Here is a 14,430-nt window from a genome sequence, read left to right as displayed (position 1 = left end):
TATCGAGCATTAAGAGTTTGCACTAGCATATGTGTAAGTCCGTACGAGTTCTGTGGAACATCCCCCTACTCCCCCCCTTGCGAACGTAAAAAACAAGTGGCAAATGTTAAAATTTGTCACGTTTTAGCGTAATCAATTCGATTAGTATCTAAACGCTAGCAGTGATTGAACTGACGGCCTTGCATGCCGGAAAAGGGAGTAGGTTATGCATTTTTCCAACGTCCTCGCCATTGCACGGACTCAATCGAAATCGGAGGACTTTCGGGAGCTTTTAGTTCGCACTGTAGCGAATAATTTAAAAGTCGATACACGTTGCTACGGACAACTAATTGACCCCCAGGAAAGCCACGTACATTACCGTGCCATCATTATAGAAATTGATACACCCTCCGCCAGCAATCTAAGCCTGGACATAATAAGAAAGGCGCGAACTGAAAACCCTGACTGCACGATATTCGTCGTCGTCACCTTTGCGTCGACCCTCAGCAAAACAAAATACTACCTGGCCGGCGCCGACTACTGCATCAAGGTGGTCGAAACTTCCCCTGAAAAAAAATTGAATTTTTTTGATGCCTTTCTCAGTGAAAGCGCTCGACTCAATCAGTGCGACCTGGTGCTCGACCAAGATCGCATGTGCCTGTATGGCGATGGGAAAAAGTTGGAAATATCCTTCGTCGAAATGAAAGTACTGGAAGCACTTATTCAGAACCGACTGCTCAGCCATAATGAGATCGCCGGTGTCATGGGGCTTAATACCAAGTACTACGACTCCCGCGCACTGGAAAAGTCCATCAGCCGTTTGCGCAGTAAGATCAAGGCGCACTATGGTGAAAACATCATCCAAAACATTCGCGGTTATGGTTACAAACTCAGTCGGGGCCTTATTTGCGCCAGCCATTTCCACCCCACTCAGGAGGGGTTGAGCCGTGAAGAGTGAAAAAGAGCCCTCCCTACATACCCCCCCTGTCAAGATCATCAGGCAAGCTGTCGTTGACCGCAGTCATGCCTGGTGGGGCAGTGAAATCAGCGTAACGGGTGGCGTAGACCTCGAACAACTTGAAAGTGCCTGCACTAAGGCCTTGCGCTATATCCACCCACCGCGCACAACGCTTAAGGCGGTCAGTCCGGCGACGGGTCATACGCTTTTGCGCATGGGGCAATCGGCCCTGATGAACGACGACATCCTCAAGGCGATCATTCAGGTCACGCGGGCATTGGAATACCACAAACAACCTTTCACCCTCAGTCTCGACAACCCCCTGGACGCCCTGCCCGGTCCGGTGGAACGCCGGGCGATGGTGCGCCAGTTGTATAAGTTGAAAGACCAGAGCGGTATCACGTTGGCCTATAACAATTACAGACTCGATACAAAGCCGGCGGACCTGCTGATCGGCCTTGAGCTCTACGACTATATAAAGATGCCGTTTCCGGATTCCGCCCTGCGGCTCAGCCTCAATACCCGCTCGGACCTGTTCGACCGGCTCTACGACCGCATGCTGGAGCTGATGAGTGCAAGCAGAGTGCGCTTTATCGCCGACCAGGTGGAATTTTCCGACAGCGCCATGCTGGCTAAAAACTTGCCGTTCGAATACTTTCAGGGCGGCTATTACTCCCCTGCTGACTGCCTTTAACAACTAACAACTGCATCTTCCTGATATGGGTGGCCCCTATGAGCTCTTTCAAGAAACACACTTTCGCTCCAACACTTGCGTCTATCGCACTGCAGGACTTCACGCCCAACGCAGAGTTCTTCCATTACGACGTAAACGCCCCGGAGGCGACGGACCCCGCCGATACAAACCTGGCGTTTTCTCAAACACGGATCACCTCGCGCTTTAATACCTACATTATTACCCACACCCTCAGCTTGCCCTCGCAATCGTTTAACGCCAAGCGGCAAGAATCCAGAATGCCAACCACCAAGGCCCCTGACAGCGCGCCGAATAACCCTACGCGTACTCAGGAGACCAGCGCCGGACGAACGCCACTGTATCCACAGGATTTCTGGCTGCTCACTCAACATGACCGAGCACTGGTCAAAGGTGGTCTGCGCATTTCATTGACCACTATTGAATCGGCGTTGATTAAAAAGATGCTGCACCATGAAGAACGCGTGGTCAGCAAAGAAGAGTTGATCCGCAATATAGGTCGTGAACCTGACTTATACCGCGGATTGGAAATGTGCCTGAGTCGCCTGCAGGAAAAGTTCAAGCGGGTTAATGACGGTGAACGCCTGTTTCGTGCGGTAAGAAACCGTGGTTATTGCCTGACGCAAAAAATCAAAAAGCCGCTTGAGCTTAGTCAGCCACGCCGTTAAACAATAAAAACAATCCAGCATTTAGCACGCACCCTGCCTATTACCACACGCTTCTACCTGCCCTTTTATAACATACAATTCGCCTGCCCCCTTCTGACCTTGTTATAAGTCGTCAGCCACTGCCCCATGCCGTTCATTACTATCAACAGGCACGCGCTTGCGCGTGCCTGTTGTTTATAACAGTTAATCCTAAACACCTGCCACCACGTGCGCGCTCATCACCGGGAGCAGAACTATGCTTAATAACACTAGAATGCATCGCAACCTCACCCCTAGGGGGTTGACGTTCTGGGGGCAATGGACACTCGCATCGAGCTTAGTTGTTGCGCTGTTATTCACGCTGGTCATCTTAAAGACTGGCCAACTGGAGTATTACTACCGCGTCCTGGCCGCCTTTACGATATTAGCCTCTCTCCCGGCGTATACCTTGTGCGGTGTCTACAGCAAGAAAGATGATTATGCCGTAGGCCTTGGACGCTTGTTCATGGGCTGGCTGTTAACCATGGGCATATTGTTTGCCGTGGGTGTAGCGTGTAATGCCAACGCCCTGTTCCCTGTAGAAATTTTATTACTCTGGGCAGCGGTCAGTTACCCGTTATTGGCACTGTGTTACATACCGCTGCACAGCCTGTCCCGGTATTACCACCGCCAACTTCACGAGCGCCAAAAGTCATTGATCGTGGGCACCGGCAAGCTTGCCGTGGACCTGGCCAGAACCCTCTCGCGGCAAAAACGCTCGCCCCTGGTAGGTCTGGTCGGCGGCCGTGCCGAGGCGGCCGAGGATGCGCAAGCGCAGATACTCGGCGAGCTGCAGCAATTACCCCAATTGATCCGGCAACACGGCATCCGCCGGCTCTACATCACCCATTCATTGCAGGACGCCACCCACATTGAGGCGTTGTACCTCAACCTGCTGGAGATCAACGTGGATGTGATCTGGGTGCCCGACCTCAATAACATGCTGCTGCTCAACCATTGCGTGGCCGAAGTGGATGGGCTGCCGGCGATCTACCTCAACGAAAGCCCGCTGACCAGCCGCCCCACCGCTGCGCTGAGCAAGGCGCTGCTGGATAAGAGCCTGGCGCTGCTGGCGATCATCGTGCTGAGCCCCCTGCTGTTGCTGGTCGCCCTGCTGATCAAGCTCACCTCCCCCGGCCCGGTGATCTTCAAACAGGACCGCCACGGCTGGAATGGTGAGGTGATCAAGGTGTGGAAATTCCGCTCCATGCGTGTGCATGACGACCATGAGGTACGCCAGGCCAGTCGCAACGATTCGCGCATTACGCCGGTGGGCCGGTTTATCCGACGTACCTCCATCGATGAATTGCCGCAGCTGTTCAACGTGCTGCAAGGGCACATGGCACTGGTCGGCCCGCGCCCCCATGCGATTGCACACAACGATTACTACTCGGGAAAAATCCGCGCCTACATGGCCCGCCATCGAATCAAACCCGGCATCACCGGCCTGGCTCAGGTCAATGGCTGCCGGGGCGAGACCGAGACCCTGGAGAAGATGCAACAGCGCGTCGACATCGACCTGCGCTACATCAACACCTGGTCGCTGTGGCTGGACATCAAGATCCTGTTGAAGACGCCATTTACGCTGCTGTCCAAGGACATCTACTGATCCCCTACGGGTAGCAGCTGCCGAGCGCAAGCGAGGCTGCGTCAGCGGTGTGCCTGGCAGGCCGCAAACGCAGCCTCGCCGGGGGCTCGAAAGCTGCTACGGATTTGCGCGGTGTTGGATAAGACAGTATCTACAGGGGTGCATCTATTCGGTGATCTTGTCGATGTTCTTGTAGAACAGCTCACTGTCGCGCCCATCGGTCATCGAATGCAGTGAGTAGGCGCGGTTCAAGCGTGCGCCGCCGTCGCGGGTCAGCGGCGCCCATACCAGGTTGGCGCGGCGCATGGTCGACAGGCTCATCAACTCATCGAAGGGAATGGACAGGTAGAGGCCCTTGTCGAAGCTGCCTTCGCCATATTGCTCTGTCGACGCGGTGGTCCGGGTGACCCATGCCCCTATGCGCACGCCATTGGTGAATTGGCGCGACAGGTCCAGGGTCGCGCCCCAGTCCCTGGCCAGGTAGCGGCCGACACTCAAGGCGCCCTGAATGTTGAACGGCAGATCGGTATAGCCGGTGATATGTCCGGTGACGGTGCGGTAATCGCGCAAGCTGAAATCCTGCTCGAAACCGCGCTGGCGCACGTAGTTCAGGTCGGCACCCAATGCCCAGCGTTGGCCCATCGGGCGGTACAGCACTTCACTGCCGACACCGGCATACATCGATTCAAGCAAGCCACCGTAGACCATGCCGTAGAGGTCCTGGTCCAACTGCATCGCATGGTTGAGCTGGAAAGTCGGCAGCGTCACATCGGCGCTGGTCATGTACTGGCGCAAGTCGGTGCGTACCCGGGGCAGGCCACTGGGCGCATCGTAGGTAAAACCGTCGTAGTTATTCAGCAGGTTGACGCTCAGCAGGCCACTCCACCAGGTGTTGCGGGTGAAGCGGTATTCGGCGTCGAGGTCGGCGGAAATCTGGTAGAGCAAGCCATCCGGCCCGCCAACGTTCTGTTTGTAGCCAAGGCCCACACCGTAGCTGAAGGGTTTGGGGGGCTGAGTGTAGAGTACCGTCTGGGTGTTGATGTTGGCGCGATTGACTTCAGCCTGTCGGTGCAGGTTTTGCAGGGATTCGCGGTTGTTGACCACCTCGCGGAAGGTCTTGCGCGGCACACTGGTTTCCTCGATCGGCATGGCGTAGCGCTCGCTCACCAACGTAAACCAATCGATCTGGTCATTGACGCTGTTATCCAGGATACGACTGGCGCGACCCACCGCCTTGGCGCTGTAGAAATAGCGTTGCTGCTCGCCATACACCAACAGCTCCGGCCCGCGCTGGGCGATGCGCTGCACGTTGTAGCCGGCATTGTCGTGCAGGCGCTGGGATACGGCGGCCCAGTCCACCTGATCCATCGGCGTGGTGGGTGCCTTGGTGGGCAGTTTCGACGCCGGTGGGTCGTAGGTCTTCGCCGGCGCCTTGCGACTGACGAAATTGGTGTGCAGGGTGATACCGAACATGGCGGTGTTGCCACGTTCCCAGGCGGCACTCACGTCGATGGCGTCGGCCACCTTGTAGACCAGGCCCAGGTTGATCGGCGAGTCCTGGCGAAAGCTGTTGTCCCGAGGCTCGTTCTTGTAGTCGTTACCTTCCACCTCGAGCTTGAGGCTCAGTGGCGCCCAGGGTGTCTGGTAGGCGACACCGCCGAACAAGGAAGGCCGGCCGCGAAAATAACCGTTGGAAAAATTGCCGGAGCCCTCGGCGCTGGGTCGCTCCTTGAAGCGATCATCCAGCGCGCCCAGCGGGTTGTCCAAATCACCGCGACTGCCCAGGTAGCCCCAGGCGATGCCGGCACTGAAATCCAGATCGCCATAGCGTTTGTTAGCCACCAGGTACTCGCTGGAAAACAGCCCGGTGCCGCCCAGGTCCATGAACCCCAGCGCCACCTCCGGCAGCCAATGGCTTTCCTGATACAGGCGCACCTTGGCATCGACCGCCTTGTCCTTGTAACTCTGGCCGCCGCTGAACGACTCGGCGCCATACGGGCGGTTGGTAATCGCGGTGTAGCGAAAGGTGCCTTCGAGCCAGTCCAGGGGCTGCGCGGAAAAACTATATCGACTGTAAGGTTCGGTGCGATTGGCATTCACGCTGAGTTCGCCAGTGGGCGCCATGCGCGCGGTAGGGGTTTGCAGCAGCCCGACGCCGCCAAAATCGCTTTGGGTGTAACGGGGATCGCCGTGCGCGACGCCACAGGGCACCAGCAGCACAGCTGCAATACATAATTTCAAGGCGTGACCTCGGCCAGGGGTTGAGTGGCAAGAAACTCGGCCAATTGCGGGTTCAGGTCGGGGGTGGGCGGGTCCAGGTCATCACTGCGGATAGGCACCAGCAATGTGCTGCCCGGCGCCGGCGGATCACCCTCCTCGCGGTTCCAGGGGGCAATGCCCAGGCGCGTGATGCGGCCGTCGGACTGGATCAGCCACAGGTAATCGGCATCCGCCTGCGCCGATGACGGGCAGCTGCGCAGGTAATCGCGGGCCGGCTGCAGTGGCTGGAACGCCAGAGTGCAGACGCCGGCGACGGCGCCGAACACACGCACGCTGTCAGGCCGTGGCGGATAAACCAGGCGGTCGCCGTCGCTGACCAGCGGGTTCGGCGCAAACCCCACCTCCACCGCCACCGGGTCCAGCACCGCCACCTGGCGGCCGGTCACCGGCAACGCCTGCACCTGCTCATACAAGCGCACCGCCACCTGGGCCCGGCTTTCGCGCCCGGCCGCCAATGCCGCACGGCGCAACGTGTCCAGGTCAAACAGCACACCGGCCTTGAGCCGTGCCTGGCGCTCCAGCAACGGCTGGTGCAGCCACGCCGCGCCCAGCCAATAGCCCTGGGCATCCGGTTGCGCCGCACCGATCACATCCAGCAAGCGGGTCTCGGGGTGCAGCGTGATCGCGCCGGGATTGCGCACCTGGCCGCTGACCGTCATTGCGGCGTGGCACGCACTGGCGCATCCCCACAACAACAGCAGCGCGCCTAATCGTCGGCCAGTCATCGGGCATCCTTGCGGGTGGGTTGCAGTTGGGTAATGGTCAGGGTCAGGGCGGGCGTGAGGTGCTGCTCGCTCTGCACGACAAAGCCGTTTTCTGGATCGACCCAGTAACGGTTGCGTGCCTGAAAGCCCAGCGCCTCGGACTCGATGTCTTCGTCTACGCGCAGCAAGGCATAGGGTTTATCGAGAATCTCGACGGTCTCGATGCCTTTGCGCCTCATGTGACTGGTGACCACCACGCCCAGCCGATAGCCACCGACCAAGTCGATCTGGCGCGTGCTGCGATAGCCATCCGGCACGTGGTGCAGCCCTTGCTGGAACGGCGACTGGCCCTGCCAGCGCGTGCCATCCAGGTCGGCACCCAGACCGACCGTGCGCACCACCAGGCCATCGCGCACCAGCAACACCTGCTTGCCGGAGGCCACCCAGAATTGCAAGTCGCCGCGCTGGCGAATCAGCGCCATCACCCCTTCACTGGACACCGTGGTGACCTTGATCTGGGGAAACGGCACCGCATCCACCTGGGCTTGGCTCAACTGCAACGGTGCAGGCCCGCCCACGGCTGCCTTGAAGGTATCGAGTGAGGCCGTCATCAGCGGATTACAGCCAGCCAACAGCCACGCCAACCCCGCGTACGTACCGATTTTCAGACTGTTCACGCAGGTACCACCCTATCGGCTGCTGGCTTCGCTCAGGTTGTTCTGGGTGGATGCACCAATGCCGATGATCGACGCGGACGGCACCAGTTGGCTGATAAAGCGGTTCCAGCGCGTGATATTCGCGGGACCGACAAACACCACATCCTGGGGTTGCACATCAAAGCGCGTGGCCAGGGCCATGGCCGACGGGGATCCGGCTTCCAGCTGGAACACCTTGGCCGGCTCCACATCGATGTTCTGCGCACCACGAATCACATAGATGGCATCGGCGTTGGAGGTGTTCTGGTTGACCCCGCCCACCGAACCCAGCACGTCGGAGAGGTTCATGCTGCGGGTCTTGAAACTCAGTGCGCGCGGCTGCATCACCTCGCCCATCACGTAGATGCGCTTGCGGTCGTTGTAGGCCAGGTACAGCTGGTCGCCGTCTTTGAGGTAGATGTCGTTCAACCGCGATGGCTCGAGGTTGAGCGTATCGAGGTCGAGGGTGTAGCGCTTGTCGCCACGGGTGAGCGTGAGGTTCGACAGGTCGGCATTAATGGGATCGATTCCGGCGGCACCGAGCGCCTCGGTCAGGTTCATTGCGATGGTGGTGATCGGCACAGGCCCGGCCTTGATCACTGCACCGGTGATCACCACTTTCTGGCTGGCGAAACGCAACACGCTGATATCCACCTGGGGGCTGTCGATGTACTGACGCAGCTTGTCGGTGATTTCACTGCGCAACGCTTCAATGGATCGGCCCTTGGCAACCACTTCGCCCACATAGGGGTAGAACAGATTGCCTTCGGGGCTGACCAATCGACCGTTGGCATCGATCTGCTGCTGCGGACCCGAGGGTGCGGTCAGTTCAGGGTGGTCCCATACGGTGATATACAGCGCATCATTAGCGCCAATCAGGTACGGGCCGGGTTTATAACTCAAGAGTTCCGCCGGTATGGAATAAGGCACGCGAGTCGCTGCGTCCATGGCCAATAACTTCGGGGTGATGGGAATTAAATCCACCCGACTATTTTGCGCATCGCCCTCCTGGGTCATGGCCGCCGTGTCCATATATTGACCCGGGGAAAACATGCAGCCTTGCAACAATGCAGCGGCCACAGCCGCCATAGAAAAAATACGCATCATAGTGCTAGGACACTCGCGATAAACGACAAGAAAAAAAGACCACTTGGGCGGGGATTCCAAGCGGTCTTAAAAGCGGAAGATTGACAACTAGTTGCCGGTACCGGTTGTACCGGTGGTACCCGTGGTGGTGCCGCCATTGGAGCTGCCGCCACTGCTGGAAACAGCGGCAACACCGGCGATAAGGGCGCTGCCGACCAGCAGGGTTTGCCCTACCGTCACAGTCCCCGCCACCGTTGTATCCAGCCCCAAGGGCAACTCGACGGCCGATGCAGCAGTACTCAATACACTGAGTACCATAACAGCCAGTGCTTTTCTCATATCAGACTCCTTATCTTCAGTGAGCAGGCAAACCGATAGTGCCACTCAACTAAACAGCACACCAGACGGACAACTTCCAAGCGCACCAATTGAAAATAACGTTTTTCCGATGAAGTGCCCGGCGTTCAATGCATCAGGGCTATCAACGTTATTTTAAATGTTATTAATTGTCGGAAAACCTCAGACCCTGCCGTACTTATCTTCAAAGCGCACAATATCGTCCTCGCCCAAATAAGAGCCCGACTGCACCTCGATCAACTCCAGCGGAATCACCCCCGGGTTTTCCAGGGCGTGCACCTGGCCGATGGGGATATAGGTCGACTGGTTTTCCGACACCAGGTAAGTCTGTTCGCCATTGGTGACCCGCGCCGTACCGCTGACCACAATCCAGTGCTCGGCGCGGTGGTGGTGCATCTGCACCGACAACTTGGCCCCCGGCTTCACCGTGATGCGCTTGACCTGATAGCGCTGGCCGTTGTCCACCGAGTCGTACATGCCCCATGGCCGATACACCTCGCGGTGGTTGAGATGCTCATGGCGCCCGGCCTGCTTGAGCAGGTCGACGATGCCCTTGACCTGCTGCACCTGGTCCTTATGGGCCACCAGCACCGCATCCTTCGTCTCGACAATGATCAGGTCCTGCACCCCCACCGTGGCCACCAGCCGACTGTCGGCGTGGACGTAGGTGTCACGGGTGTCCAGGCTCAGCCCATCGCCGCGTATCACATTGCCGCTGGCATCTTTTTCGCTGGCCTCCCACAACGCCGACCACGAGCCGATATCACTCCAGCCGGCCTGCAACGGCACCATCACCGCGTCATGAGTGTTTTCCATCACCGCGTAATCGATGGAATCGTCCGGGCAAGCGGCAAAGGTCGCGGCATGCACGCGGGTGAAGGGTTGATCCTGGCTGCCCCCTTCCAGGGCCACGCGACAGGCCTCGAGGATGGCCGGCTGGAAGCGTTCCAGTTCCTCCAGGTAACGGCTGGCGCGGAACATGAACATGCCGCTGTTCCAGTAATACGCACCGCTGGCCACATACGCCGCAGCGGTGGCGGCGTCGGGTTTCTCGACAAAGCGCTTGACCCGATAACCGCCCTCGCCCGCCGCCGCGCCTTGTTCGATATAGCCGTAGCCGGTATGGGCGCTGGTGGGCGTGATACCGAAAGTCACCAGCTTGCCGTCACGGGCCAGCGGCAACGCCACTTCCAGGCTGGCATGAAACGCAGGGATGTCTTCAATCAAATGGTCCGCCGCCAGCACCAGCAGGATCGGGTCCTGTTGCTCGGCAAGCGCCTTGCACGCCGCCAGCGCGATGGCCGGCGCCGTGTTGCGCCCCACCGGCTCCAACAGGATGCTGGCCTGCTCCATGCCCAACTGGCGCAACTGCTCGGCCACCAGGAAGCGGTGCTGTTCATTGCAGATCAACTGCGGCAGCGCGACGTTGGCGCCTTCCAGCCGCGTGATGGTCTGCTGCAGCATCGACAGGTGCGCGTCGGTCAAGCGCAGGAACTGCTTAGGGTTCAGTTGCCGCGAAAGCGGCCACAGGCGCGACCCCGAACCGCCTGCCATGATCACGGGTAACAACATGAGAGCGTCCTCGGGAGAGAGTCAGAAGTAGGCGCGAGTGTGTTCATGCACCCGCAGGCTGATGCGCAGTTCATCCTCGGACCACCAGCGGTAATGCTGGTGTTGCTCCGTGGGCGGCTGCAGGGTCTGGCCTTGCGCCAGGTCCAGGCAATAGCTGAGCACCACATAATGGGTGTCCGGCCCGGCCCCGGCGTTGGCAAACACGCTGTCGTCGTAGAAGTGCTCGAACACCCCCCGCAGCCGCGCCTCGGCGCGCTCGAAGGTGTGCCCCAGTTCGTCGTGGGTGATGCGCCGGAATGCGCTGTCGAGGTTTTCGTTTTTCTGGATACGCCCGCCGGGCACGAACCAGAAGCCGTAGGCCGGCCGATTGACGCGCAAGCCCAGCAGGACCTCGCCACGGGTATTTCTCACCACCAGGTCGATCGCCACCAGCGGCGTCGACGCCACGACCGTATTGAAGGTCGGTAAATCAAGCCACATACCCATCAGACCTGTGCCAGAAAGCGTTGCAGAATGCGTTCCTTGTCGAGGAACTCCTTGGCGTAGTTCAGCGCCACCTCGTTGCGCGCGGGCAATGCCAGTGCCCGCTCGATCCCTGTGTTCAACGCCGCGACGGATTCCGGTTCAGTCAACACCGCAATGCCGGGGTGTTCCTCGCACAGGCGCCCGAGGGTGGTGTCGGGGTCGGCGGTGATGATGGCGTGGCCGCCCACCGCCAGGATATTGGTCAACTTGGAAGGCAGCACTGCGTCCGCCACCCCGCGCTTCTGGATCACCAGGTGCACATCGGCCGAGGCCAGCAGCGCCGGCAAATCCTCGTAGGGCTGCAACGGCGCAAACAGCACATTGTGCAGGCCATCGCGCTGTACACGCTCGAGCAAGCGTGCCTTGCCGGTGCCCTGGCCGACGATCAGGAACACCAGCTCCGGGCGATCGGCATAGGCCTGGGCGGCGTCGAGGATCAGTTCCAGGCCCTGCTTCTCACCGATATTGCCGGAGTACAACAGCACCTTTTGGCCCGGCGCCACACCCAGGCGTTGCAGCAGCCCGCAGCTGCGAGGCACCTGGCGAAAGCGGGCGGTTTCCGACCAATTGGGAAAGAACAGCAGGCGCTTGCTGCTCACGCCTTTGCCCCGAGCCTTGTCGAGCATGCCGCTGGAAATCGTCGAGACCCGGTCAAAGCGCCGCAACAGCCAGCGTTCAAGCTCAAACGCCAGGCGATGCATAACGGAGCCGCCACCAATGCCGAGGCCGAACATCGCGTCCACCTCGTAGTCCTGGATGTGCAGCACCGAGCGCGCGCCACTGAGCTTGGCCAACAACAGTGCCTGGGGCGCACAAAACAGGGTCGGCACTACCAGGATCACCAGGTCCGGTTTCCAGCGCAACTGCCCCATGACCGCCAGAAACGAACTGGCGGAAAAGCTCATCAGGTGCAGCAAGCGCGTCAACGCCGTGGGCTGGCGTGGCACATACAGTGGGCAACGAATCACCGTCACACCCTCATCCTGCTCGGTGCGAAAGCGCCATGGTGAATACCCATCGCCCACCTGCCACTGCGGGTAATACGGCGGCGCCGTCACCACCCGCACGTCATGCCCCTGGCCCGCCAGCCAGCGTGCCTGTTCACCGCTGTACTTGCCGATGCCGGTGAGCTCCGGGCTGTAGTTGATGCCGTACAGGAGGATCTTCATCAGTGGCCCCGAGGCTGTTCAAGGGCCGCGAGGTAGGCGTTGTAGGCGTCGCGCAGGCCCTCCTCCAGCGGCACATAGGCTTCCCAGCCGAGGGCGTTGATCCGGCTCACATCCAGCAGCTTGCGCGGCGCGCCGTCGGGCTTGCTGGCGTCAAAGCGCAACTGCCCCTTGAAGCCGGTGACCCGCACCAGCGCCTGGGCCAGTTCGGCGATGGTGCAATCCACTCCGGTGCCGACGTTCAAATGCGATCGCATCGGCAGGGTCTGCTCGCGGTAGCGTTCCTGGCTAAGCTCCATCACATGCACACTGGCTGCCGCCATATCATCCACATGCAGGAACTCGCGCCGCGGCTTGCCACTGCCCCAGATCACTACTTCCTCATCGCCGCGCTGGGTCGCTTCATGGAAGCGCCGCAGCAAGGCGGCGATCACATGGCTGTTCTGCGGATGGTAGTTGTCGCCCGGCCCGTACAGGTTGGTCGGCATCACGCTGCGGTAATCGCGGCCATGCTGGCGGTTGTAGCTTTCGCACAGCTTGATCCCGGCGATCTTGGCCACCGCGTAGGGTTCGTTGGTGGGTTCCAGCGCGCCGTCCAGCAACACCGCTTCGATCATCGGTTGCGGTGCATGCACCGGGTAGATGCATGACGAGCCCAGGAACAGCAGTTTCTCCACGCCATGGCTGTGGGCGGCGTGGATCACGTTGGCCTGGATCATCAGGTTCTGGTAGATGAAATCGGCCGGGTACGTCGCGTTGGCGTGAATCCCGCCGACCTTGGCGGCCGCCAGGTACACCTGGTCCACACGGTGCCTGGCGAAGTACGCCTGCACCGCCGCCGGGTCGAGCAGGTCCAGCTCATCACGGCCGGCGGTGAGCAACTGCGTGTAGCCCAAGGCCCACAGGCGCCGCACGATGGCCGAACCGACCATGCCGCGATGGCCGGCCACAAAAATCCGCGCATCAAAGTCACGAGCCATGTTCAGTTCTCCACGGCAATCGGTGCATCGTGACCATGGGAGCGCAACAAGGCGTGGCGCTGGGCGATCTTGAGGTCTTCGCGGACCATCTCCGCACACATTTCCTGGGCGCTGATTTCCGGCACCCAGCCGAGCAGGCGCTTGGCCTTGGCCGGGTCGCCCAACAGCGTCTCGACTTCCGCCGGGCGGAAGTAACGCGGGTCGACGCGCACAATCACATCGCCCACCAGGATGCCCGGCGCCAGGTCGCCGTCGATCTGCTCGACCACCGCCACCTCTTCCACGCCCTCGCCGACAAAGCGCAAATGCAGCCCCAGTTCCGCCGCCGACCAGCGAATAAAGTCGCGCACCGAATACTGCACACCAGTGGCGATCACAAAATCCTCGGGGTGTTCCTGTTGCAGCATCATCCACTGCATGCGCACGTAGTCCTTGGCGTGGCCCCAGTCGCGCAGTGCATCCATGTTGCCCATGTACAGGCACTGTTCCAGGCCCAGGGCGATGTTGCTCAGGGCACGGGTGATCTTGCGCGTCACGAAGGTTTCACCGCGACGCGGCGACTCGTGGTTGAACAGGATGCCGTTGCACGCATACAGCCCATAGGCTTCGCGGAAGTTCACGGTGATCCAGTAGGCGTATAGCTTGGCCACCGCATAGGGCGAACGCGGGTAGAACGGCGTAGTTTCCTTCTGCGGGGTTTCCTGCACCAGCCCGTACAGCTCGGAGGTCGAGGCCTGGTAGAAACGGGTCTTCTTTTCCAGGCCCAGCAGGCGGATCGCCTCAAGGATGCGCAAGGCACCCAGGGCATCCACATCGGCAGTGTATTCCGGCGAATCGAAGCTCACCGCCACGTGGGATTGGGCGCCGAGGTTGTAGATTTCGTCGGGCTGGATCTGCTGGATGATGCGTGTCAGGTTCGACGAGTCCGCCAGGTCGCCATAGTGCAGGATCAGGTTTTTATGCAGGGCCTGCGGGTCCTGGTAAATATGATCGATGCGCTGGGTATTGAACGACGAAGAACGTCGCTTGAGGCCGTGCACGGTATAGCCTTTTTCCAGCAGCAGCTCTGCCAGGTACGAGCCATCCTGACCGGTGATCCCGGTAATAAGCGCGACTTTATTCATGTCTGTCTCCCAATTGAT

14 protein-coding genes are annotated in these 14,430 nt (G+C 59.9%); 4 read left to right on the top strand and 10 right to left on the bottom strand.

The genetic code is table 11. The features are described from left to right. Positions 1–205: 205 nt before the first annotated feature. The 4 genes from FBY10_RS19475 (at position 206) to FBY10_RS19460 (ending at position 3,944) form a co-directional block, all read left to right on the top strand. Positions 206–937 (top strand): winged helix-turn-helix domain-containing protein, encoded by a 732-nt coding sequence (locus FBY10_RS19475; RefSeq protein ID WP_145337492.1) that lies wholly within the window; start codon positions 206–208, stop codon positions 935–937. Continuing rightward, positions 927–1,631, top strand: coding sequence for a hypothetical protein (locus FBY10_RS19470; protein ID WP_256663557.1), 705 nt, complete (start codon positions 927–929; stop codon positions 1,629–1,631). The genes FBY10_RS19475 and FBY10_RS19470 overlap by 11 nt, the downstream gene beginning before the upstream one ends. Positions 1,632–1,669: 38 nt before the next feature. Next, positions 1,670–2,317: a winged helix-turn-helix domain-containing protein gene (locus FBY10_RS19465; protein WP_145337491.1), complete on the top strand. Its 648-nt coding sequence runs from the start codon at positions 1,670–1,672 to the stop codon at positions 2,315–2,317. Between the two features lie 235 nt (positions 2,318–2,552). After that, positions 2,553–3,944: an undecaprenyl-phosphate glucose phosphotransferase gene (locus tag FBY10_RS19460; protein ID WP_145337490.1), complete on the top strand. Its 1,392-nt coding sequence runs from the start codon at positions 2,553–2,555 to the stop codon at positions 3,942–3,944. A 144-nt stretch (positions 3,945–4,088) separates the two neighbouring features. Here the strand turns inward: FBY10_RS19460 and FBY10_RS19455 are convergent, their stop codons facing one another. The 10 genes from FBY10_RS19455 to gmd form a co-directional block, all read right to left on the bottom strand. Then, complete coding sequence (locus FBY10_RS19455) at positions 4,089–6,164, bottom strand: YjbH domain-containing protein (RefSeq protein ID WP_145337489.1); 2,076 nt, start codon at positions 6,162–6,164, stop codon at positions 4,089–4,091. Then, positions 6,161–6,928: a capsule biosynthesis GfcC family protein gene (locus tag FBY10_RS19450; protein WP_145337488.1), complete on the bottom strand. Its 768-nt coding sequence runs from the start codon at positions 6,926–6,928 to the stop codon at positions 6,161–6,163. Before FBY10_RS19450 ends, FBY10_RS19455 begins: the two co-directional genes overlap by 4 nt. Continuing rightward, positions 6,925–7,584: a YjbF family lipoprotein gene (locus FBY10_RS19445; protein ID WP_306100597.1), complete on the bottom strand. Its 660-nt coding sequence runs from the start codon at positions 7,582–7,584 to the stop codon at positions 6,925–6,927. Before FBY10_RS19445 ends, FBY10_RS19450 begins: the two co-directional genes overlap by 4 nt. 12 nt (positions 7,585–7,596) lie before the next feature. Beyond that, on the bottom strand, positions 7,597–8,709 hold the full coding sequence (locus tag FBY10_RS19440) for a polysaccharide biosynthesis/export family protein (RefSeq protein WP_145337487.1): 1,113 nt from the start codon (positions 8,707–8,709) through the stop codon (positions 7,597–7,599). Between the two features lie 87 nt (positions 8,710–8,796). Beyond that, positions 8,797–9,027: a hypothetical protein gene (locus FBY10_RS19435; protein WP_145337486.1), complete on the bottom strand. Its 231-nt coding sequence runs from the start codon at positions 9,025–9,027 to the stop codon at positions 8,797–8,799. Positions 9,028–9,207: 180 nt separating this feature from the next. Next, positions 9,208–10,617, bottom strand: a complete 1,410-nt coding sequence (locus tag FBY10_RS19430) for a mannose-1-phosphate guanylyltransferase/mannose-6-phosphate isomerase (RefSeq protein ID WP_145337485.1) — start codon at positions 10,615–10,617, stop codon at positions 9,208–9,210. 21 nt (positions 10,618–10,638) lie between these two features. Then, positions 10,639–11,097 (bottom strand): GDP-mannose mannosyl hydrolase, encoded by a 459-nt coding sequence (locus tag FBY10_RS19425; RefSeq protein ID WP_145337484.1) that lies wholly within the window; start codon positions 11,095–11,097, stop codon positions 10,639–10,641. Between the two features lie 5 nt (positions 11,098–11,102). Continuing rightward, positions 11,103–12,311, bottom strand: a complete 1,209-nt coding sequence (locus tag FBY10_RS19420) for a glycosyltransferase WbuB (RefSeq protein WP_145337483.1) — start codon at positions 12,309–12,311, stop codon at positions 11,103–11,105. Further along, positions 12,311–13,288, bottom strand: a complete 978-nt coding sequence (locus FBY10_RS19415) for a GDP-L-fucose synthase (protein ID WP_131699250.1) — start codon at positions 13,286–13,288, stop codon at positions 12,311–12,313. The genes FBY10_RS19420 and FBY10_RS19415 overlap by 1 nt, the downstream gene beginning before the upstream one ends. A gap of 2 nt (positions 13,289–13,290) precedes the next feature. Further along, on the bottom strand, positions 13,291–14,412 hold the full coding sequence (gene gmd / locus FBY10_RS19410; protein WP_145337482.1) for a GDP-mannose 4,6-dehydratase: 1,122 nt from the start codon (positions 14,410–14,412) through the stop codon (positions 13,291–13,293). Positions 14,413–14,430 lie beyond the last annotated feature (18 nt).

It is taken from the genome of Pseudomonas sp. SJZ103 (assembly GCF_007828335.1).
In the GTDB taxonomy this organism is placed as follows: domain Bacteria; phylum Pseudomonadota; class Gammaproteobacteria; order Pseudomonadales; family Pseudomonadaceae; genus Aquipseudomonas.
This window is presented reverse-complemented; position numbering and strand designations above follow the sequence as displayed.